The sequence below is a fragment of the Nocardia sp. NPDC020380 genome (genome assembly GCF_044386975.1).
In the GTDB taxonomy this organism is placed as follows: domain Bacteria; phylum Actinomycetota; class Actinomycetes; order Mycobacteriales; family Mycobacteriaceae; genus Nocardia.
On record NZ_JBIRVQ010000006.1, the window covers coordinates 120,821 to 145,151 of the forward strand.

5 protein-coding genes and 1 pseudogene are annotated in these 24,331 nt (G+C 69.8%); 4 read left to right on the plus strand and 2 right to left on the minus strand.

Going from position 1 to position 24,331, the window contains the following annotated elements; translation table 11 throughout:
- Positions 1-217 precede the first annotated feature (217 nt).
- From ACH438_RS17430 to ACH438_RS17440, 3 genes and pseudogenes are all read left to right on the plus strand, one after another.
- Positions 218-17,557: pseudogene (locus ACH438_RS17430) on the plus strand (amino acid adenylation domain-containing protein); the annotation flags it as partial.
- A gap of 363 nt (positions 17,558-17,920) precedes the next feature.
- Positions 17,921-18,913 (plus strand): alpha/beta hydrolase, encoded by a 993-nt coding sequence (locus ACH438_RS17435; protein ID WP_397007125.1) that lies wholly within the window; start codon positions 17,921-17,923, stop codon positions 18,911-18,913.
- A 132-nt stretch (positions 18,914-19,045) separates the two neighbouring features.
- Positions 19,046-20,293: an Nramp family divalent metal transporter gene (locus ACH438_RS17440; protein ID WP_397006262.1), complete on the plus strand. Its 1,248-nt coding sequence runs from the start codon at positions 19,046-19,048 to the stop codon at positions 20,291-20,293.
- 3 nt (positions 20,294-20,296) lie between these two features.
- Here ACH438_RS17440 and ACH438_RS17445 read toward each other — a convergent pair whose 3' ends face one another.
- Positions 20,297-21,142, minus strand: coding sequence for an enoyl-CoA hydratase-related protein (locus ACH438_RS17445; RefSeq protein WP_397006264.1), 846 nt, complete (start codon positions 21,140-21,142; stop codon positions 20,297-20,299).
- A gap of 127 nt (positions 21,143-21,269) precedes the next feature.
- Between ACH438_RS17445 and ACH438_RS17450 the strand changes: the two genes are divergently transcribed.
- Complete coding sequence (locus ACH438_RS17450) at positions 21,270-22,502, plus strand: TetR/AcrR family transcriptional regulator (protein ID WP_397006266.1); 1,233 nt, start codon at positions 21,270-21,272, stop codon at positions 22,500-22,502.
- Between the two features lie 197 nt (positions 22,503-22,699).
- On the opposite strand, the gene ACH438_RS17455 is transcribed toward ACH438_RS17450, so the two are convergent.
- The gene (locus ACH438_RS17455; RefSeq protein WP_397006268.1) at positions 22,700-24,190 is read right to left on the minus strand and encodes an aldehyde dehydrogenase family protein; all 1,491 of its coding nucleotides are present in this window, start codon (positions 24,188-24,190) and stop codon (positions 22,700-22,702) included.
- Positions 24,191-24,331: the final 141 nt, after the last annotated feature.

Genomic DNA, 24,331 nt, shown 5'->3' on the forward strand with positions numbered 1-24,331 from the left:
ACTGGTCATCGCCGACCAGCAGGGATGAGTAACACACCGCCCGTTCCCGCTCGATGAAAGTCGAGGGGTGAACGGGCGGCTGTAGTGATGACAGACAGGATGAGGACACCTAAATGATTCGAGTGGTCGGGGACCGGCGCTATGAGATGCCGGCGGTGCTCGCATGACCCGCACGGCTCGCGTACGTCCCACTCGAACCCGGCGTCCTCGGGTCCCCACGCTGCCGCAGCTGATGGCCACGGCGGTGGAGGCCAATCCCGGCGGTACCGCCGTCGTGCTGGCCGATGCCGAACGCACCCTCGGCACGCTCGGCTACGCCGAACTCGACGAGCGCTCGACCCGGCTGGCCCGGCTGCTCATCGACCGCGGCATCGGCCCGGAGGATCTGGTCGCCGTCGGCATCCGGCGCTCGATCGAATCCGTGGTGGCGGTCTGGGCGGTCGCCAAGGCCGGCGCCGGATTCGTGCCGGTCGACCCGAACTATCCGCCGGACCGCGTCGAGCACATGGTCTCCGATTCCGGCGCGGTACTGGGTCTCACGGTCGCCGATACCCGTCCGGAGCTGCCCGGCCTGATCGAATGGCTGGCCATCGACTCCGATGAGCTGCCCGTCGCCGACTATCCGGCCGATCCCATCACCAATGCCGACCGCGTCGGACCGCTGCGCGCCGAGCATCCCGCGTACGTCATCTACACCTCCGGTTCCACCGGAAAGCCCAAGGGCGTCATCGTCACCCACGCGGGCCTCGCGGGTTTCTGTGAGGTGCAGCGGGATTGGTACGGCGTCACCGCCGCGGACCGCACCCTGCACTTCGCGTCGCCGTCCTTCGACGCCTCGGTGCTGGAACTGCTGCTCGCCGTCGGCGGCGCGGCCACCATGGTCGTGGTGGCCCCGACCGTGTTCGGTGGCGCGGATCTGGCCGCGGTGCTGAAGCGCGAGCGGGTGACCCATGCCTTCATCACGCCGGCGGCCCTCGCCTCCGTCGATCCGGCCGGGCTGGACGATTTCCGGGTCGTGGTCGTCGGCGGCGAGGCCTGCCCGCCGGATCTGGTGCAGCGCTGGGCTGTTCCCGGCCGCGCGTTCTGGAACGGCTACGGGCCGACCGAGACCACCATCATGACCAATATCGCCGAGCAGTCGGTGGATCAGCCGGTGCACATCGGGCCCGGTATCCCGACGGTCACCTCGTACGTGCTCGACGAGCGGCTGAACCGCACCGCCACCGGCGCGGTGGGGGAGCTGTACCTCGCGAGCGCGCAGTTGGCGCGCGGGTATCACCAGCAGCCCGCGCTGACCGCTTCGCGTTTCGTGGCGAACCCGTTCGAACCCGGCGCGCGGCTGTACCGCACCGGTGACCTGGTGCGCTGGACCGCCGACGGCGGCATCGAATACATGGGCCGCAACGACTTCCAGGTGAAGATCCGCGGGTTCCGCATCGAACTCGGCGAGATCGACGCGGTGCTCGCGCAGCATCCGGCCGTGGATCTGGCCGTCACCGTCGGGCACGAACTGCCCAGCGGCGGCACCGTTCTCGTGTCCTATGTGCATGCGCGCGACGGGCAGACCGTCACCGCCGAGGAACTCATCGAGCTGGCCGGGCGCAGCCTGCCCGCGCACATGGTGCCCACCGCCGTCATGCTGCTGGACCACATTCCGCTGACCCCGGTCGGCAAGCTGGACCGCCGGGCGCTGCCCGAACCGGTGCTGCGGGCCAAGGAGTACCGGGCGCCGGAAACGCCGGTGCAGCAGGCCATCGCGGACGTGGTGGCCGAGGTGCTGCGAGTGGAGCGGGTCGGCCTCGACGACGATCTGTTCGCCATCGGCGCGGACAGCATCACCTCCATCCAGATCGTGTCCCGGGCGCGGGCGGCCGGTGTCGCCTTCCGGCCCAAGGATCTCTTCGAATCCCGCACCATCGAGGCGCTCGCCGCCGTCGCCGAGACGGTCGATCCGGGCGAGCCCGAGGAACAGCTGGCCACCGGGCCGCTGGTCACCCTCGGCAATGCCGATCTGGCCCGGCTGCGCGCGAAATACCCGAACCTCAACGAGGTCTGGCCGCTCACGCCCTTGCAGTCCGGCATGCTGTTCCATGCGCAGCTGGCCGAATCCTCGGTCGACGCGTACATGGTGCAGTTCGCCATCGATATCGCCGGGCAGATCGAGGTCGACCGGGTGCACGCCGCCGCCCAGGCCATGCTGGACCGGCATGTGAACCTGCGCGCCGTGTTCACCGAGGACGCCGCCGGGAATCCCGTCCAGGTCGTCCTCGACGATGTCGAACTGCCCTGGCAGTACCTGGATCTCAGCGACCGGGATCCGGCCGAGGCGGTCGCCGAGATCGACCGGCTGATGGCCTTCGAGGTGGCGCGGCACTTCGATATGAGCGCCGCGCCGCTCATGCGGATCGCGCTCTACCGCACCGCCGCCGACCGGTACCGGCTCGCCATCACCAGCCACCACATCCTCATCGACGGCTGGTCCATGCCGCTGCTCACGCAGGACATGCTGCTGCTGTACGCCGCCAACGGCGATGCCTCGCAGATCCCGGCCGTGCGGCCCTACCGCGACTACCTGGCCTGGCTGGCCGCGCGCGACCACAGCGCGGCGCGCGAGGCCTGGCGAGAGGCGCTGGCCGGATTCACCGAGCCGACGCCGCTCGCCTCCGTGGACCGGTCCCGCGAAATCGCTTCCGGCATCGGCGAAATCCGCTTCGACCTGCCCGCCGACGCCACCGCGGCGCTGGCCCGGGTGGCCGCCGACGCGGGCGTCACCCTCAATACCGTGGTGCAGGCGGCGTGGGGTCTGCTCATCGCGCGCAGCGCCGACCGCGACGATGTGGTGTTCGGCGCCACCGTGTCCGGCCGCCCGCATCAGCTGGCCGGTATCGAGACCATGGTCGGCCTGTTCCTGAACGCCATTCCGGTGCGGGTGCGGCTCACCGCGGGCAGCACGCTCGCGCAGGTGCTGCGCGCCCTGCAGGACGATCAGGCCGCGCTGCTCGATCATCATCACGTCGGGCTGGGCGAGATCCAGGAGATCGCCGGAGTCGACGGGCTTTTCGACTCCATCGTGGTGTTCTCGTCCTATCCGGTGGACGAGGAATCCCTCGACGATGCCGCCGCGCCCATCGACAATGCGGGCATCCTCGGCGCGTCCTCCACCAACGGCACCCACTACCCGCTCACCGTCATGGCGCAGCCGCACGGCGACGAACTGCGGTTCACGCTCAAGTACCTGCGTGACCTGTTCGACGCGGACGCGGCGCAGGCCGTGGTGCAGCGGCTCACCGCACTGCTGGACCGCTTCGCCGCGGACCCGCAGGCCCGGGTCGCCGATATCGACGCGCTGCTTCCCGCCGAGCGTGCGGAACTGGCCGCGGTCAACGACACGGATGTGCCGGAGCTGCTGGACGATTCGACCCTGCTCACCCTGTTCGACGCCCAGGTGGCGCGGACACCGGACGCCCCCGCCGTCATGTTCGGCGCGACCACCCTGAGCTACGCGGAACTGGATGTCCGTTCCCGGCGGCTCGCGCAGGAACTGACGCTGCGCGGCGTCGGCCCGGAATCCCGTGTCGCCGTGGCCATGCGGCGCAGCATCGACCTGGTCGTGGCCATCTACGCGGTGCTGCGTTCCGGCGGCGCCTACGTTCCGGTGGACCCGGACCATCCGGCCGAGCGCAATGAATACGTGCTCACCAGTGCGACTCCGGTCTGCGTGCTCACCCGCGCCGACGACGATTTCCTCACCGGTTCCGGGGTGCCGCTGTTCTTCGTCGAGGCGCTGGCGGGCGCGGATTCGCTCGTCGACGTGCGGCCCGCGCAGCCGCGGCCGCACAATGCCGCCTACGTCATCTACACGTCGGGTTCCACCGGCCGCCCCAAGGGCGTGGTGATCACCCACCGGCAGATGGCCAATCAGTTCCGCTGGGCGCAGCGCACCTACCCGCACGGTCCCGGGCACGTGGTGCTGCACAAGACGCCCATCACCTTCGACATCTCCACCTGGGAGCTGTTCTGGCCGCTGCAGAACGGCGCGGCCGTGGTGATCGCCGAACCGGACGGGCACCGCGACCCGGCCTATATCGCGCGCACCATCGACGAATACGGCGTCACCTCGGTGCATTTCGTGCCGTCCATGCTGGACGCCTACCTCGACGGCGCCGCCCGCCGGCATCCATCGCTGCGCTGGGTCTTCGCCGCCGGTGAAGCCCTCGCCGCGGAGAGCGCCACGAAATTCGCCGCCGCCCTGCCGGATACGGCCCTCGTCAACTGGTACGGCCCCGCCGAAGCCACCGTCGTCACCGCCCACCCGGCCGAACTGACCGCCGGCAATGCGGTGCCGATCGGCAGCCCCGTCGCCAATACCCGCGTCCACGTGCTGGATCGGCAGCTGCAACCGGTGCCCTTCGGCGCGGCCGGTGAACTCTACGTAGCCGGCGTCCAGCTGGCCCGCGGCTACCTCAGTGCCCCCGCCCTCACCGCGGAACGCTTCGTCGCGCACAGCGACGGCGAGCGGCTCTACCGCACCGGCGACGTGGTCCGCTGGATCCCCATCGAAGCGCGGGGAGGCGGAGCGGATGGTCACGCCCTGGAATACCTGGGCCGCAGCGACTTCCAGGTCAAGCTCCGTGGCCAGCGCATCGAACTCGGCGAGATCGAGACGGTACTGCTCAGCCACCCCGCCGTCCACCGCGCCGCCGTCACTCTGGTGCGCGGCGCGACCGGCGACCGCCTCGTGGCCTACATCGTGCCGGAGGCCGCCGCGGGATCCCGCACCGCGCGGGCGGATTCCACCGCCGCGCTGGACCCGGCATCGCCGGGATCCATTGCGGCACTGTCGGATTACAGCGCGACCGCGCAGGACGCAGTGCCGCCGGGATCTGCTGCGGCGGCGTCGAATTCCGCCGTGCTCGCGGGAGCCGGTACTTCGGTCGCCGAGGTCACGGATGCGGATCTGCTGGCGCATGCGCGGGCGGCGCTGCCGTCGTACATGGTGCCGTCGGCCGTGGTGCGGCTCGAGGCCATGCCGCTCAATGCGTCCGGGAAGCTGGATCGTAAGGCGCTGCCGGTGCCGGAGTTCCAGGCGCGTGCGTACCGGGAGCCGTCGAGTGCGGCCGAGCGCACGGTGGCCGAGGTGTTCGCGGCGGTGCTCGGCGCGGAACGGGTCGGCGCGGACGATGACTTCTTCGAGCTGGGCGGCAACTCGCTGAACGCCACCCAGGTGGTCGCGCGGCTGAGTGCCGCACTGGGCGTGCGGGTTCCGGTAAGGGCCGTGTTCGAAGCGCCCACCGTCGCCGAACTCGCCGCGACCGCGGGCTCGCATGCGGTGTCGCACACCGGTCCGCTGCGGCCCATGCCACGGCCGGAGCTGGTGCCGTTGTCCTATGCGCAGCAGCGCATGTGGTTCCTGAACCGCTTCGACACCGAGGCCGCCACCTACAACCTGCCCATCGCGCTGCGTGTGCAGGGCCCCCTCGACGTGGACGCCCTGCGCGCCGCCGTACACGATCTGGTGGAGCGGCACGAGGTGCTGCGCACCGTCTATCCGGAGCACGAGGGCGTGGGACACCAGGTGGTGCTGGGCGCCGACGATCCGGAAGCCCGCCCGTCGCTGTCCATGATCGACATCACCGAGGCCGAACTGCCCACGGCCGTGGCCGAAGTCGCGTTCTCCGGCTTCGATGTGACCGTGGCGCCTCCGCTGCGGCTGCGTCTGCTGCGCCTGGCCACGGACGATCACGTGCTGGTGTGCGTGGTCCACCACATCGCCGGTGACGGCTTCTCCGGCGGCCCGCTCACCCGCGACCTGATGACGGCCTACCTGAGCCGCATCCAGGGCGCGGAACCGCAGTGGACGCCGCTGCCCGTGCAGTACGCCGACTACGCGCTGTGGCAGCGCGAAACCCTCGGTGACGAAAGCGATGCCGATTCGCTGCTGGCCCGCCAGTTCGCCTTCTGGCACGACACCCTGGCCGGCCTGCCCGACCAGCTGGAGTTGCCGACCGATCGGCCGCGTCCGATCGCGGCCTCCGGCCGCGGCGCCACCTACGCCTTCGATATCGACCCGCACGTGCACGCCGCACTGAACCGGCTTGCGCAGCAGCACAATGCGACCCTGTTCATGGTGCTGCACTCCGCCTTCGCGGTGCTGCTGTCGCGCCTGTCCGGCAGCCGCGATATCGCGGTCGGCGCGCCCATCGCGGGCCGCGGCGAGGCCGAACTGGACAACCTGATCGGCATGTTCGTGAACACGCTGGTGCTGCGCACCGACGTGGACCCGGCGCAGTCCTTCAGCGACCTGCTGACCCGCGCCCGCGGCATCGACCTGGCCGCCTTCGAACACGCCGACGCGCCGTTCGAACGCATTGTGGAACTGCTGGATCCGCCGCGCTCGCAGGCCCGGCATCCGCTGTTCCAGGTCGCGCTGACCCTGCAGAACATGGCGGCCGCCGCGCTCGACCTGCCCGGCGTCTCCGTCACCGATGTCGACCTGAACGTGCCGGTCGCCAAGTTCGACCTGGACGTCACCCTGGTCGAGCGCACCGCCGCCGACGGTGTGCCGCAAGGCATCTCGGGCGGCTTCACCTACGCCACCGATCTGTTCGACGCCGCCACCGTGCGCGTGTTCGCGCAGCGGTTCGTGCGCCTGCTGGTGGCCGTCGCCACCCATCCGGAGACCGCGGTCGGCCGCCTGCCCATGCTGGACAGCGCCGAGACCGACCTGCTCACCCGGGTGGCCCGCGACGAGGTCATGGCCACCGCGCTGCTGCCCGAACTCCTCACTCGCGGTGTGGAACTCGGCCAGGAGCGCATCGCGGTGCGTTACCGCGGCCGCAGCATCAGCTACGGCGAACTCGACGAGGATTCCTCGCGCCTGGCGCGGGTGCTCGTCGCGCACGGCGTCGGCCCGGAGAAGCTGGTCGCCGTCTCCTTCCCGCGCTCCTACGAAATGGTGCTGGCGGTGCTCGCCATCGCCAAGGCCGGCGGCGCGCACGTGCCCATCGACCCCACCTATCCCGAGGACCGCGTGCGCTACATGCTCGCGGATTCCGGTGCGGTCCTGGGCATCACGAGCCGCGAACACCGCGCCGGACTGCCGGACGACACGCAGTGGCTGCTGCTCGACGAACGCGCCACCGTCCAGCAGTGCGCCGAACAATCGGCCCTGCCGGTCACCGATGCGGACCGCCTCGAGCCCCTGGACATGCGGCACCCGGCGTACGTCATCTACACGTCGGGTTCCACCGGAAAACCCAAGGGCGTCACCGTCACCCACGGTGGCCTGGGCGGGCTCTTCGATCACGCCGTCGGGCTGTACCAGCTGCGCGCCGAACACCGGTTCCTGCACATCTGCTCGCCCAGCTTCGACCCGTCGGTGCTGGAGTGGATGGTCGCCTTCGGCACCGGCGCGACCCTGGTGATCGTGCCCGGCGAGATCCTCGGCGGTGTCGAACTCGCCGATCTGATCCGCTCCGAGCAGGTCACGCACGCCATCATCACCCCGGCCGTGCTCGGCTCGGTCGATCCGGCCGGACAGGACCAGCTGGTCATGCTGTCCGTCGGCGGCGATGTCACCACCCCGGAACTGCTGGAGAAGTGGCAGCCGGACCGCAACTACTTCAATGGTTACGGCCCTACCGAAACCACCATCATCTCCTCGTACGCGCGGCTGCGCGCCGGTCGGCACATCACCGTCGGCACGCCGGTGCGCGGCATGTCGGCGCTGGTGCTGGATTCCCGGCTGCAGCCGGTGCCGCCGGGCGTCCCGGGCGAGCTGTACCTCGCGGGCGGCGGCCTGGCGCGCGGTTACTGGAGCCGGCCGGGCCTCACCTCGGAACGGTTCATCGCCAATCCCTGGGGCGCGCCGGGCGCGCGCATGTACCGCACCGGTGACCTGGTGCGCTGGTACGCGCACACCGAACAGCGCAACGGCAATTACGCCGTGCCGTCGGTGAATTGGGAGATCGACTACGTCGGGCGCACCGACTTCCAGGTCAAGATCCGCGGCTACCGCATCGAACTCGGCGAGATCGACGCCGTGCTCGCGCGGCATCCCGAGGTGGAATTCGCCATCACCCTCGGCCGCGAGAACGCCACCGGCTCAACGGTGCTGGTGTCCTACGTGCTGGGCGCGCCCGGCGCCGCAGTGCACGCCGAACAGCTGCGCGAGCACGTCGCGCGCAGCCTGCCCGTGCACATGGTGCCCTCGGCCATCGTCGTACTCGACGAACTGCCGCTCACCCCGGTCGGCAAGCTGGACCGGAAGGCCCTGCCGGAACCCGTGCTGCCCGAGCGCGAATACCGCGCTCCCGCAACACCCGTCGAGATCGCGGTGGCCGCGGTCTTCGCCGATGTGCTCGGCCTCGAACGGGTCGGCGCCGACGACGACTTCTTCGAACTCGGCGGCAACTCGCTCATCGCCATCCGCGTCGCGGCCCGCCTCGGCGCGGACCTCGAGACCCGGGTGCCGGTGCGCATGCTCTTCGACGCACCCACCGTCACCGAACTGGCGGCCGTGCTGGCCACGCACTCCGGAGCGATCCGCCGACCGGCGCTGGTGGCCGGTGCACGGCCGGAACGCATTCCGCTGTCGCTGGCGCAGCAGCGCATGTGGTTCCTGAACCGCTTCGACGCCGCCTCGACCGCCTACCACCTGCCGATCGCGCTGCGGCTGAGCGGCGAACTCGATGTCGCCGCCCTGCGGCAGGCCGTCGCGGACCTGGTGGCGCGGCACGAGGTGCTGCGCACCGTCTACCCCGAAACCGCCGGTGTCGCACACCAGATGGTGCTGCCCGTCGAACGGGCGGTTGTCGACCTCGCACCCGAACAGGTCGAACTCGCGATCCTGCCGGAGCGGATCGCCGCCCTGGTCGCCGCCGAATTCGATGTGACGAGCGAAATCCCGCTGCGCGTCCGCCTCTACCAACTGAGCGCGGACGAACACGTGGTGGCGCTCGTCGCCCACCACATCAGCGCCGACGGCTGGTCCATGGGCCCGCTGGCCCGCGACCTCATGACCGCCTACATCTCGCGCAGTCAGGGCGCCGCCCCGCAGTGGAGCGAATTGCCGGTCCAGTACGCGGATTACGCGCTCTGGCAGCGGGAAACCCTCGGCTCCGAACAGGATCCGGACAGCGTCATCACCGCGCAGGCCGACTACTGGCGCACCCAGCTCGCCGGACTGCCCGACGAACTGAACCTGCCCGCCGATCGCCCGCGCCCGCCGGCGCAATCCTTCCGCGGTGGGGCGGTGACCTTCCCGATCACCCCCGAGGTGCACGAAGGGCTGCGGCGCATCGCGCGTGAGCAGAACGCCACCCTGTTCATGGTGGTGCACAGTGCGCTCGCGGTCCTACTGGCCCGGCTCTCCGGCACGGACGACATCGCCATCGGCACGCCCATCGCGGGCCGCGGCGAGGCCGAACTCGACGATCTCATCGGCATGTTCGTCAACACCCTGGTGCTGCGCACCGCGGTCGACGGCGGGGAATCGTTCACCGATCTGCTCGCCCGCGCCAAGGACGCCGACCTGCAGGCGTTCGCGCACGCGGACATTCCGTTCGAGCGGCTCGTGGAACTGCTCAACCCGGAACGCTCCACGGCGCGTAACCCGCTCTTCCAGGTCGCCCTGTCCTTCCAGAACCTGCCGGACACCGACTTCGAACTGCCGGGCCTGCGCATCGCCGCGCTCGACTCCGGTATCGAGGCCTCCCAGTTCGACCTCTCGCTGACCATGCGGGACACCGGCGCCGACGCGGGCATGCTCGCGCTGTTCACCTATGCGCGAGACCTGTTCGACGAGGCCACCATCGAGGTGTTCGCGCTGCGGTTCACCCGCCTGCTCGAACAGATCGTGGCCGCGCCGGAAGCGCGGGGAGGAGGAGCGACCGCCGTCGGCGATCTGGAGATCCTCTCCGGCACCGAACGCGCCGATCTGCTCAGCCACACCGGCGGCCCGGTCGTGCCCGCCTCCACCCTGCCCGAGCTGCTGCGGGTGACGGTGGCGGCCAACCCGGACGGTGACGCCATCACCTACGCCGGGCGCACCTTCACCTACGCCGAACTCGACGACGCCTCCTCGCGCCTGGCGCGGGAACTCATCGCGCAGGGCGCGGGACCGGATGTCCGTGTGGCCATGGCCATTCCGCGTTCGGTGGAATCGGTGCTGGCCATGTGGGCCATCACCAAGACCGGCGCGGCCCTGGTGCCCGTCGACCCGACCTACCCGGCCGACCGGATCGCCCACATGGTGAGCGATTCCGGCGTGCGCTTCGGCATCGCCATGGCGGGCGCCATTCCGGCGCTGCCCGAACTGCCCGGCCCCTGGCTGGCGCTGAACACCCCCACGTTCGCCGCCGACGTCGAGAATCATTCCGGCGCCACCATCACCGACGCCGACCGGCGGGCGCCGCTGCGGCCCGGCAATATCGCCTACATCACCTACACGTCCGGTTCCACCGGCGTGCCCAAGGGCGTCGTGGTCACCCACGCCGGTCTCGCCAACTACAGCCAGGCGCAGCTGGACCGCTACCAGCTCGACTCGTCCTCGCGCACACTGCATTTCGCGTCGCCCAGCTTCGACGGCGCCATGATGGAGATCCTGCTGGCCGCCGGGCCCGCCGCCACCATGGTCGTGGTCCGGCCGGGTGTCTACGGCGGTGAGGAACTCGCCGAGATCCTGCGCACCGAACGCGTCACCCACGCCTTCATCACCACCGCGGCCGTCGCCACCATGGACCCGACCGGCCTCGACGACCTGAAGGTACTGGCCGCGGGCGGCGAGGCCATGCCGTCCGACATGGTCGCCAAGTGGACCGTGCCCGGCGCCGACGGCCGCGTCCGCGCGTTCCACAATGTGTACGGGCCCACCGAGACCACCATCGTCACCAATATGAGTCACCCGCTGTCCGCGGGCGATCCGCTCGTCATCGGCGGGCCCATCCGCGGCGTGCAGGAACTCGTGCTCGACGCGCGGCTGCGGCCGGTGCCGGAGGGCGTCTCCGGTGAGCTGTACATCGCGGGCATCCAGCTGGCCCGCGGCTACCACGATCGGCCCGGGCTCACCGCCGAACGGTTCATCGCGCACCCGTACCTCGAGGGCGCGCGCATGTACCGCACCGGTGACGTGGTGCGCTGGCGTGCCGACGGCACCGGGCGGCCCGCCATCGAATACGTGGGGCGCAACGACTTCCAGGTGAAGATCCGCGGCTTCCGCATCGAACTCGGCGAGATCGACGCGGCCCTCGTCGCGCACGACACCGTCGACTACGCGCTGACCGTCGGCCACAAGACCGAAGCCGGGGCCACCATTCTGGTCTCCTACGTGCTGCCCGTCGCCGGCCGCGAGATCGACACCGACGCGCTCACCACGGATCTCGCGGTGCGGCTGCCGGAATACATGGTGCCCGCGTCGATCATGGTGCTGGACGCCATCCCGCTCAACCCGGTCGGCAAGGTCGACCGGCGGGCACTGCCGGAACCGGTGCTCACCACGCGTGAATTCCGTGCTCCCAGTGGGGAAGCCGAACTCGCCGTCGCCAAGGTCTACGCCGATGTGCTGGGCGTGGAACGCGTCGGCGCGGACGACGACTTCTTCGAACTCGGCGGTAATTCGCTGCTCGCCACCCAGGTCGCGGCCCGCCTCGGCGCGGCCCTCGACATCCGGGTACCGGTGCGCACCCTGTTCACCGCCTCCACCGTCGCCGGGCTGGCCGCCGAACTCGCCGCGCTGGAAGGCACCGGCGGGCGCAAGGCGCTCACCGCACAGCTACGGCCGGAAGCGATTCCGCTGTCGCTGGCCCAGCAGCGCATGTGGTTCCTCAACCAGTTCGACCCGGCCTCCGCCGCCTACAACGTGCCCATCGCGGTGCGGCTGCGCGGCGATCTGGACACGGACGCCCTGCAGCAGGCCGTCGCCGATGTCATCGAACGGCACGAGACGCTGCGCACCGTCTACCCGCAGCCCGCGGACGCCGGTACACACGGCAATCCGCCCGCACAGGTGATCCTGCCCGCGGCACAGGCGGTTCCGGACCTCACGCCCATCCCGGTGAGCCCCGCCGAGGTGGTCGCCCGCGTGATCGAGGTCATCGCACCGGGCTTCGACGTCACCACCGAAGTGCCGTTGCGCGCCAAGCTGTTCCGGCTCGACACCGAACCCGCCGAACACGTGCTGGTCTTCACCGCCCACCACATCGCGGCGGACGGCTGGTCCATGGGACCGCTCACCCGCGACGTCATGCTCGCCTACGCGGCCCGCGCCAACGGCCAGGAACCGATGTGGCAGCCGCTGCCCGTGCAGTACGCGGACTTCGCGCTCTGGCAGCGCGAGGTACTCGGCGCCGAGGACGACCCGTCGAGTCTCATTGCGGCACAGGCGGATTACTGGCGCACCCAGCTCGCCGACCTGCCCGACGAGACCAACCTGCCCTCGGATCGCCCGCGCCCGCCGGTGCAGTCCTTCCGCGGCGGCGCGGTCGCCTTCCCGATCAGCCCCGAACTGCGGCACGGCCTGCAGGACATCGCGACCGGCCGCAACGCCACCATGTTCATGGTGCTGCACGCCGCCCTCGCGGTCTTCGTCTCCCGCCTGGCCGGCGTGAACGACGTCGCCATCGGCACGCCCATCGCGGGTCGCGGCGAGGCCGAACTCGACGATCTCATCGGCATGTTCGTCAACACCCTGGTGCTGCGCACGGCCGTCGACGGCGGGGACACCTTCACCGAACTGCTGGACCGGGCCAAGGACACCGACCTGCAGGCGTTCGCGCACGCGGACATTCCGTTCGAGCGGCTCGTCGAACTGCTCAACCCGGAACGCTCCACCGCGCGCAACCCGCTCTTCCAGGTGGCCTTGTCCTTCCAGAACCTGCCCACCGGCACCTTCGAACTCCCCGGGCTGACCGTCTCACCCGTCGAATTCGATGTGGAGATCGAGAAATTCGATCTGCAGCTGACCGTCAGCGACGGCGGTGACGCCGGCATGCACGCCATCCTCACCTTCGCGCGGGACCTGTTCGACCCGGTCACCGCCGAGGAGTTCACACAGCGGTTCACCCGCCTGCTCGAACAGATCGTGGCCGCGCCGCAGGCGCTGGTCGGCGATCTGGAACTGCTGGCCCCGGCCGAACGCGCGGACCTGCTGGACCGCACCGGCGGCCCGGCCGTCCCGCCCGTCACCCTGCCGGAACTGCTGCGCGCCGCTGTCCTCGCCAACCCGAAGGGCCCGGCGGTCTCGCTGCACGGACGGTCCTTCAGCTACGGCGACCTGGACGCGGCCTCGTCGAAGCTGGCGCGCGAACTCATCGTGCAGGGCGCCGGACCCGAAGTGCGGGTGGCCGTGGCGATCTCGCGGTCCATCGAATCGGTGCTGGCCATCTGGGCCGTGATCAAGACCGGTGCGGTCTTCATCCCGGTCGACCCCGACTATCCGGCCGATCGCATCGCGCACATGGTGAGCGACTCGGGCGCGGCGTTCGGTCTCATGCTGTCGGTCAAGTCCCCGGACCTGCCGCCCATCGACACCCTGACCGGGTGGATCGCACTGGACAACCCGCGCTTCATCGCGCAGGTCGAAACCCGCGCGGCCACCCCGGTCACCGACGCCGACCGGCTCGCGCCGGTGTCGCCGCAGCAGGCGGCGTACATCATCTACACCTCGGGCTCGACCGGCCTGCCCAAGGGCGTCATCGTCACCCACGCGGGCCTGGCGAACTTCCGGGCCGAGCAGAACGAGCGCTACGGGCTCGACTCCTACTCGCGCGCACTGCATTTCGCATCGCCGTCGTTCGACGCGTCGGTGCTGGAATACCTGCTCGCCATCGGTGCGGGCGGTGCCCTGGTCATCGTGCCGCCGGGCATCTACGGCGGCGAGGAACTGGCCGAGGTGATCCGGCGCGAACGGGCGACGCACGCGTTCATCACGCCCGCCGCCCTGTCCACCTTCGGACCGGCCGGACTGGATTCGCTGCGGGTACTGGTCGCCGGCGGTGAAGCCGTACCGGCCGATCTGGTGGAGAAGTGGGCGGTGCCGCTGGCGGACGGCACGATTCGCGCCTTCCACAATGGTTACGGTCCCACCGAGACCACCATCATGACCAATATCAGCGACGCGCTGACCCCGGGCGATCCGGTCACCATCGGCGCCCCGATCCGCGGCATGCAATCGCTGATCCTGGACGACCGGCTGCGGCCGGTGCCGGAAGGCGTTGCGGGCGAGCTGTATCTGTCCGGCATCCAGCTGGCGCGCGGCTACCACGCGCGACCCGGACTGACCGCCGAACGGTTCGTGGCCAACCCGTATGTCGACGGTGCCCGCATGTACCGGACCGGTGACGTGGTGCGCTGGCGCACCGACGACGACGGCCAGGCCGTCGTGGAATACGTGGGCCGCAATGACTTCCAGGTGAAGATCCGCGGCTTCCGCATCGAGCTCGGCGAGATCGACGCGGCCCTGGTCGCGCACGACACCGTCGACTTCGCGGTAACCGTCGGGCACAAGACCGACGCCGGGGCGACCATCCTGGCCTCCTACGTGCTGCCCGTCGCCGGTCGCGAGATCGACGTCGACGCACTCCTCGAGTTCGTGTCCGGCAGGCTGCCCGAGTACATGGTGCCCACCGCGGTCACCGTGCTCGACGCCGTGCCGCTCACCCCGGTCGGCAAGCTCGATCGCGCCGCGCTGCCGGAACCCGTACTGCGGCAACGCGAATACCGGGCTCCGCGCACTCCGCTGGAAGAAGCCGTCGCCAAGACCATCGCCGAAGTCCTCGGCATCGACCAGGTCGGCATCGACGACGACTTCTTCGCGCTCGGCGGCACCTCGCTGCTGGCCACCCAGGTGGTCAGCCGGCTGCGGGCGCTCACCGGCGCCCAGGTCATGGTGGCGTGGTTCTTCACCGGGCCCACCGCGGCCGGGCTCGCGGCGCAGATCGTGGCCGCGCTGGAGAGCGAGCACGACTACGACTCGGCCTCCGAGGCCGCGCTCGCCGTCGTACTGCCGATTCGGGCGACCGGTACCCGCACACCGCTGTTCTGCCCGCCGCCCATGTCCGGAATGGCCTGGTGCTACGCCGGTCTCGCGCGGGTGCTGCCCGAGGATCAGCCGATCATCGGCCTGCAGTCGCCGGTGTTCACCGAAATCGATTACGCGCCGACGTCATTGCGGGAGGTGGCGCGGCGGTACATCGCCGAGATGCGCGCCATCCAGCCCGAGGGGCCGTACCGGCTCGCCGGGTTCTCCCTCGGCGGCACCCTGGCCCAGGCCATTGCCACCGAACTCCAAGCCGACGGCGACAAGGTCGATCTGGTGGCGATCCTGGACACGTTCCCGGACATGGAATTCGCGGACTTCCGCGACGCCATCATCGACGAATTCGCGCAGCTGGGCATCGGGCCCGAGGCGTTCCCCGACGGGGATCTCCTCGAACTCAGCGAGGAGGCGCTCGCCGCACTGCACGCGGCGCTGCCCACCGACCTGGGCGTGCTCACCCTCGAACGGGTGCGGCGCATCTACCAGGGTGCGGTGCGGACGGTCGCGCTGCGCACCGAGCATCGGGCGGGCGTCTTCGTCGGCGATATCGAACTGTTCTACGCCGAGGTGCCGACCGAGGGGTATGAACAGCGCTCCCCGGAGGAGTGGCGGCCGTACACCACGGGCCGGATCACTGTGCACTCCATGCCGTTCCGGCATCAGCTGCTCATCACCGCGGAGGCCTTCGCGCTCATCGGCCCGCAGCTGACCGAACTCCTCGACGCCGCCGACCGCAAACGCGACACCCGGGACATTCCGGACACCGGCGACGACTGGGCCGTCACCCAGGTCCTCCCCGTCATCCGCCCCGAAGACCTCGTACCGGTCAAGCTGCTTTCCGACACGCACCCGGAACTCGCCGAGTCCCAGCCGAATCCGGCCGACGACCCGGAATCCGAAGTTTATGCTCCCGCAAATGGGGAAACGGCCGACAGGAAATCGGCACAAGCAGGGGAAACCACGGAACCGGACGACCCGGAACCCGTCACCACCACACCGGCACCCGAATCCACCTCCGCCACAACCACTCAGCCGACCGCAGTCGAGGCGGACGAGACTGCCGCAGCGCGGACCGGTGCAGCCGGCTCGGAGCGGACTGCCGCCACCGGTGACGCTGCCACGGCGGCGGCCGGGGACTCCGCGGCCGAGTCGGCTGGGGTTCGGCCCGTGCACATGGGGCCGAGACTCACTGCGGTGGGGGAGGTTTCGGCATTGCCCGCCGGTGCGATGACGCTGCTGGAGCTCGAGCCGTCGGGATTGTGGGTGCGGGCCATCACCCTCGATATCGCGGCCGGGATCTCCGGTAGCCGGGTGCGGCGGTCCGTGGCCACGCTGCTGGATCGGCATCCGGGACTGTGGGCGCGATTGCGGCGCGACGGGGAAGCCGCCGTGCTGGACATTCCGGCGCAGCAGCCGCGTGGCGCGGCTGTCGTGTGGCAGCTGGATCCCTCGGTCGAGGCCGTCGGCGATCCGGTGGAGGCCGTGATCCACGCCGCCGCAGCGGAACTCGACCCCGAGAAGGGGTACAACATCCGCTTCGTCCTGATGGAGAACGCCGCCGCCAACACCGCCAACGCCGCCGACCCGGACGAACGCCCCGCGGCCATCCTGGTCGTGGTCGCCAACGGCCTGGTCGTCGACGACACCTCGTGGCGCACCGTCATCGAGGACCTCACCGCCTCCTGGTCCGGCGGCCACGCCACCCCGCCCAGCGCCGACGCCCACCCGGTCGGCATCGCGGGCGCCCTCGCCGACCGCGCCCTCGACCCGGGCACCGTCGCCGAATTGGGCTGGTGGCGTACCGAACTGGCCGGCGCCCTCCCCGGCGTCTCCCCGGAACAGGTGGCCGCCGACGGCCGCCTCGGCGGTCGCGGCCGCGTCTCGGTGACCATCACCGGTGAGGGCGCGGCAGCCGTGGACATGGCGGCCCGCCGCTACCGCGCCACCATCGACGAGGTCCTGCTGGGCGCGCTCGCCGTGGCCCTGCTCGACCCGGGCGCCGAATCCGCCCGCGACACCGCGGGTTCGGTGGTGCGCCTCGTCGCCGACGGGCGGCTGCCCGGCGATCCGGCCGGACTGCGCACCGTCGGCGCGTTCAGCACCACCTACCCGTTCCCGCTGCGCCTGGACGATATCGACTTCGCCCAGGTGCGAGCGGGCGGCCGGGACGCCGGCTCGGTCATCGAGCAGATCCGCGACCGATGCCGCGAAGTGCCTTCGCGCGGTGTCGGATTCGGGCTGCTCGCGCACCTGAACTCGGCCACCGTGGCCGATATCGCCGCCCTGCCGGTCGGCCGCATCGGCTTCCGCTACCGCGATCTGCGCCCGGCCCGGGTCTACCCGGAACCGGTCGCCGACGACCTGTACCTGGACGTCACCGTCGACACCAGCCAGGACGGCCTGGTGGCCCGCTTCGACTTCGCGGGTGCGGTTCTCGACCTCGAACAGGTCAAGAAACTGGTCGAAGGCTGGGTGCAGGCGCTCGGCGGACTCGCCGAACACGGCCGCTCCGCGGGGCAGTGACACCACTCTGCGGGCCGGCAGTGACACGCCCGCACCGGACCGCAGTGACGGAGCAGCGCAGCGTAATTGCGACATAGCAGGCGGGCCGGACGGAATCGATGACATTCCGTCCGGCCGGTGCGTCCATCCCAGCGATCAACCCGTAACATGGGGCGCTGTCGCGGCGATTGGATAGGCCGTACGGTCTGTCAGGGTCGGCCATCTACACCGGAGCACCCGGCCGCGGGGTCTGCCGACCTGCAAATCGACACGAGATGAAGGTGCGAAACATTGATTCGTCGAACTGTCCGGAACGGGGTAGCGCGCCGCCGTGGCGCCAAGGCCGCGGCCTTCCTCGCCGCCACAGCGGTTCTCACCGGCCTCATGACCGGCATCGGTGGCGGCACCGCCTCCGCTGACCCGATCATCGACGGCAAGAAGCTCCTGGCGGATCCGGTCTCGCCCGACGGGTCGAAGATCACCAAGGCCGAGATGAAGGACGGCCGGAACATCCGGCTCTACGTCTACTCCGCGGCCATGGACGCCACCTACCCGATCGATGTGCAGCGTCCCTCCGACGCGTCCGTCCCGCGCCCCACCCTGTACCTGCTCAACGGTGCGGGCGGCGGCCAGGACAGCGCCACCTGGGTGCACAACACCGATATCGTCAGCGGCTTCCTCGGTGACAAGAACGTCAATGTCATCCAGCCCATCGGCGGCAAATGGTCCTACTACCAGGACTGGGACAAGACCGACCCGACGCTGGGCGTCAACAAGTGGACCACCTTCTTCACCCAGGAACTCCCGCCGCTGATCGACGCCGCGCTGGGCACCAACGGCGTGAACGCCGTCGCCGGCATCTCGACCTCCGGCACCACCGTGCTCACCCTCGCCGAGGCCAAGCCGGACCTGTACAAGTCCGTCGCCGCCTACTCCGGCTGCGCGCAGATGGCCGACCCGGTCGGCCGGGAGTTCATGCGCCTCACCGTCGACACCTGGGGTGGCGGCGATCTGACCAATATGTACGGCGACGACAACTCCCCGGAGTGGGCCGAGCACGATCCGGTCATCAATGCCGAGAAGCTGCGCGGCATGAACCTCTACATCTCGTCCGGCAGCGGCCTGCCCGGCCAGTACGACACCCTCAACGGTCAGTACGCGCTGCCCGGCGCCTACGGCCTGGCCAACCAGATGATCATCGGTGGCGCCATCGAGTCCGGCACCAACTTCTGCAGCCACAATCTGATGAACAAGCTGAACTCGATCGGCATCCCGGCCACCTACAACTTCCCGCCCACCGGCACCCACTCGTGGGGCTACTGGCGGGACGACTTCATCAACTCCTGGCCGGTCCTGGCCCAGGGCCTCGGCATCTGATCCGAACCAGCGCATACTTGACCGCCCCGGCGTATTACGCCGGGGCGGTTTCTTTTTGTGGTCTCGTCATGCGGTCCAGTTCACAGTTTCACGGCCTTAACAAAAAAGTTCGGGTACCCGTAAACTATGGAAATGAGTACCAGCGTGGCCGAACATCGCACGGCGTTCCAACGAGCCAGATCCGCCTCGCTGCTCCTGGGGCCCGCCTTCGTCGCGGCCATCGCCTACGTCGACCCGGGTAACGTCGCCTCCAATGTCAGCGCCGGCGCGCAGTTCGGCTACCTGCTGGTCTGGGTCATCGTCATGGCCAATGTGATGGCCGGGCTGGTGCAGTTCCTCTCCGCCAAACTCGGACTCGTCACCGGCAGATCCCTGCCGGAACTGGTGCGGGACAAGGCCAGTGGGCCGGTTCGCCTCGCCTACTGGGGGCAGGCCGAAATCGTCGCCATGGCAACCGATCTCGCCGAGGTGGTCGGCGGTGCCATCGCACTGAAACTGCTGTTCGGACTGCCGCTGCTGCTGGGCGGCGTCATCACCGGCGTGGTCTCGCTGGGCCTGCTCGCCATTCAGAACCGGCGCGGGCAGCAACCCTTCGAACGCATCATCCTCGGCATGCTCGGCATCATCTCCATCGGATTCCTTGCCTCCGTGGTCATTTCACCGCCCTCCGCCTCCGGCACCCTGGAGGGCCTGATACCCCGCTTCGACGGCAGCGAGAGCGTGCTGCTGGCCGCCGCCATGATCGGCGCGACCGTCATGCCGCACGTCGTCTACCTGCACTCCGGCATGTCCCGCGACCGGCACGGGCATCCGGAACCCGGCCCGGCGCGCAAGCGGCTGCTGCGCATCACCCGCTACGACGTCGGCCTCGCCATGCTGCTGGCCGGCGCGGTGAACCTGGCCATGCTGCTCATGGCCGCCAATACCCTGCGCGGCCGCGAGGGCGTGGACACCATCGAGGGCGCCCATGCGGCCGTACGGGATTCGCTCGGACCGCTCGCGGGTCTGCTGCTGGCCGTCGGACTACTGGCTTCCGGGCTGGCCTCCACTTCGGTCGGCGCGTACGCGGGCGCCATGATCATGCAGGGCCTGCTGCATCGTGGCATTCCACTCGTGGTGCGCCGCGTGGTCACCCTCATCCCGGCGCTGGCCGTGCTCGCCGCCGGCGTCGACGCGACGCGGGCGCTCATCATCTCCCAGGTCGTCCTGTCCTTCGGCATTCCGCTGGCGCTGATCCCCCTGGTCCGCTTCACCAGCAATCGGGAGCTGATGGGGGACAACGTGAATCACCGCGTCACCACGGCGCTGGCCTGGCTGGTGGCGGCGGTCATCAGCGTCCTCAATATCCTGCTGATCTACTTGACCGTGAAGGGCAACTGATCCCTATTCCCCGAAAACCGCCTTGCGTTTTCCGAGCATGGCGGCCACCCCCTCGGCGAAGTCGGGCTGCTGCAGCAGTTCCACCTGGCCCTTCCGCTCGGCCGCCAGCACGGCATCGAGCGGAGTCAGGGTGGCGGTATTGAGGGCGCGTTTGGTGAGTTCCAAGGCCCGGCGTGGACCGTGAGCAATCTTGTCCACGGCGGCCTCCACCTTCGCGTCCAGTTCCGCCTCCGGGTAGACCCCGGCGATCAGGGCATGCTTCACGGCCTCGGTCACGGGCAGCCGATTCCCCAGCAATGCCATCTCGGCCGCCAGCGGGCGTCCGGCCGCCGCCGCGACCATGGCCGCCGCGCCGCCGTCGGGCATGATGCCGATATTGATGAACGCCAGCAGCAGATACGCCTCCTCGGAGGCGTAGGTGAGGTCGGCGGCCAGCGCGAGGGCGACGCCGATGCCCGCGGCCGCGCCCCGCACCCGGGCAATGACCGGAATAGGCGCGTCCACAATGGATTTCACCATCGCATTGGCGGCGACCATGGTCTGATCGGCGGTGTCTTCGTCGATCGAATCGCCGCTCACCGACAGATCGGCGCCGGTGCAGAAGTCGCCGCCCTCGCCGGTCAGTACGATCACCCGGACCGCGGGATCCGCCGACGCCGCGCGTATGGTGTCGCCGAGCCCGAGCATGGTGGCGTAGTCGATGGCGTTCTTGCGCTTGGGGTTGGTGAGCGTGATGCGTAGCACCCGCTTGTCCAGAACCGCCGTGTAGCCAGTGGTGGTCGCGGTATAACGCCCACCCGTCGCCCGGCCACCGCCCCCCGAGGAATCGCTGCGCGATACTGTAGCCATTTTTCGCTCCTAGCTCCGCGTGCGGTACGCACGCGGAGCGATATGTTCACTTTTGCGAATTGTGGTTAACTTAGGGGCGTCCGTCCGGCGGTGTCAACAGCCGGAGCCACTGAGAAGGAGAAACCGCATGGTCGCCGACAGCAGCGAGGCAGGCCTCGCTTCCGCGCGACCCGACGGCGAATCCGGACCGCGGCGCCGCCCCAAGAATCGTAAGGCGCAGATTGTCCGCGTCGCCGCGCGCGCCTTTGCTGAGCGGGGCTATCACCCCGTCGGCGTGGATGAGATCGCCGCCGAGGTCGGAATCTCCGGCCCGGCCCTCTACCGGCACTTCACCAACAAGTACGCGCTGCTCGTCGCCGCCGCCGAAATGGGCGCACAGCATCTGCTGGACGCCGCCCGCGCCGCCGACGATCCGGCCCTGGAACCGGAACCGCGACTCACCGCCCTGATCCGCGGCATCGCCGAGTACACCATCGACGTGCGCCGCGAGGGCGGTCTCTACCGCTGGGAACGCCGCTACCTGGAACGCGAGGACCGCGCCCGCATCCGCGTCATCTACACCGAACTCCACGAAACCGTCGAAGCGCCCATCGCCGCGCTCTACCCCGACGCCGACCCGGCCGACAGCCAGCTCCGCGCCGCCGCCGTGCTCAGCGTCATCGGCAGCATCACCGCGCACCGCACGGCCCTGTCCACCACGCGTCTGGTCAACCTGATCAACGACATCTGCTGGGACATCCTGCGCGTCGAACTGCCGCCCGCCCCGCCCGCGGTCGCCGGCGACCCGATCCTGCGCGGCCTGCCGGTCATCTCCAAGCGGGAGCAACTGCTCACCGAGGCCATCCGCATCTTCGGCCGGCAGGGCTATCACGAGGCCAGCATCGAGGAGATCGGCGCCGCGGCCGGTATCAACGCCTCCAGCGTCTACCGCTACTTCAGCAGCAAGGCCGATCTGCTCGCCGCCGCCTTCCACCGCACCGGCGAACGCGTCGCCATCGCCAATACGGAAGCCTTGTCCGAGGCCACCTCTCGCGCCGACGCGGCGGTCCGCATCGCCGACCGCTTCGCCCGCATGACCTTCGCCATGCCGGAGATCCTGCCCGTCTACTTCTCGGAATTCTCGAACATCCCGGCCTCCGAACAACATCGGCTCCGATCCATCCAGCGCCAGAACGTCCTGGAGTGGGCCAACCTGCTCGACGGCGATCAGGTGGAGGCCCGCTTCCGCGTGCACGCCGCCATCGGCCAGGTCATCGATGTCGGCCGCCGCATCCGCTTCGACGGCCGCCCGCAGAACCTGGCCCGCGTCAGCGCACTCATGCGCGCGGTGCTGCTCGGCGCCAATGCCGCCGCCGAATAGCGCTGCCCGGCAAGGCTGAACCACGCCGCGTGGCGGGCTGAATCCCGCCGCGTTGCGGGCCGTAGTCCGCTGCGTGGCAGGCCGGAGTCCGCGCTGGGCAGGGCCGATGACCGGGGCTCGGCCGAATGCCCCCGCGGGGAAAACCGGACATTGCTGCCGGGCAGGGCCCACCCCGCCCTACCGCGGCATCGTCTGTGTCACACCCGATGTCGTAGGCGGAAGAGCGCCCGGGCCACCCGCAGACGCTGCGGATGACGTTCGAAGGTGCCCAGGGTGACCTGATCGGTCGGGTGCTTGTCGCTGATGGTCTGGGCGCGGGTGAACAGTTCCGGTGTGAGCGGGTCCCGCGTGCGGCCGGGGCCGTGGATGCCGTAGACCGGCGTGGAATTGACGGTGACCAGTTCGGTGCGCAGCCGCCCCGCGAAGTCCGGCACGCTCCGTACGTCCCGCGTGAAAACCGCTACGGGAAGCGGGGTTTCGGCGGCATTGATGCGTTCGGCGGCCTCGTCCATGTCGGCCACGCGGTCGATGATCAGTACCGGGCCCACCGCTTCCCCGGTCACGGCGGAACTCGTATCGGGCACATCGGTGAGCACGATCGGCTCGATGTACGGCTCCCGGATGGAGTCCAGTCCGCCCACCAGTGCGTGACCGCCGCGGCTGAGCGCATCGCGAACCTGCTTGCGTACCAGGTCGATCTGCGCCTCGACCAGCATCGGGCCGTACGAGGCGCGCTTGTCCGCGCCGGGCCGCAGCCGCTGGGCCTGATCGGCGACCAGTTCGAGGAACGGGTCGTAGACGGAATCCGCGACGTACGCGATGTGCACCCCGGCCGGATGCTGGCCGGAATTCGCCATGGCCCCGTACACCGCTGCCGCCGCCGCGGTATCGAGCCGCGCGTCGACCTGCACCACCATCGCGCCGCGTCCGCCGGGCTCCACGGTCAGGGGAGTTCCGGACTGCGCGCACAGCACCGACAATTCGCGGGCGCCCGCGGGGGAACCGGCGTACGCGATCTTGTCGAGGCGGGCGCGGGTGAGCGCGGCGGCCGTGGTGCTGTCACCGGTGACCACTTGCAGCACAGGCTGATTCGGCGCCAGATGACTCCAGGTGTCGGCGATCCACGCGCCCACACCGGGGGTCAGTTCACTGGGTTTGAAGACCACGCTGTTGCCGCCCGCCATGGCGGATGCGATCGAATTCATCGGTGTGAGAACGGGATTGTGCCACGGCCCCAGCACCCCCACCGTGCCCAGCGGCAGCCGCGCCACCGAGCCGTTGCGGTCGCGGCGGAAGCGGGCGGCGACCCGGCGGCCGAGCATCCGTTCGGCATGGCGGGCAACCCAATCCAGTTGTTCCACCGCGAGCGTCACCTCGATGGCGGCGTCCATCCGGGGTTTGCCGGTCTCGCTGCTGATCAGCTCCACCAGGTCCCGGGTGCCGCGGGCGATGCTGCGTTTCCAGTCCAGCAGCCAGCGTTTGCGGCCGTCGAATCCGATTGCGGCCCACCACTGCTGGGCGGTGCGCGCGGAACGGACGGTGCGGGTGAGCTCACCCGCACCCATGACGGCGTATTCGCCGAGCACCTCTCCGGTGCGTGGATCGTAGGAGGTGAGGACCTTCGGTCTGCTCGCCCCGGTACGCGCTGCGCGCGGCTGTTCGGAACGAGCCTGCGCGGATTCGGCCATGGTTACCCTCTCGCGGCCATTGAACTACTCCCCGCTTCGCCAGACTATGGTTCGAGTCGCAGATGCGACAAGGTAGCGAAATCACTGCATACCGCCCGGTCCGCGCCTGGATCAGCGGCTATGCGGTGACCGATCGGTTTG

Bases quoted from the DNA above. Each gene is read 5' to 3' on its own strand.
- ACH438_RS17435 (WP_397007125.1), top strand. From the start codon at position 17,921: ATGACCGGCATCGGTGGCGGCACCGCCTCCGCTGACCCGATCATCGAC.
- ACH438_RS17440 (WP_397006262.1), top strand. From the start codon at position 19,046: ATGAGTACCAGCGTGGCCGAACATCGCACGGCGTTCCAACGAGCCAGA.
- ACH438_RS17445 (WP_397006264.1), bottom strand. From the start codon at position 21,142: ATGGCTACAGTATCGCGCAGCGATTCCTCGGGGGGCGGTGGCCGGGCG.
- ACH438_RS17450 (WP_397006266.1), top strand. From the start codon at position 21,270: ATGGTCGCCGACAGCAGCGAGGCAGGCCTCGCTTCCGCGCGACCCGAC.
- ACH438_RS17455 (WP_397006268.1), bottom strand. From the start codon at position 24,190: ATGGCCGAATCCGCGCAGGCTCGTTCCGAACAGCCGCGCGCAGCGCGT.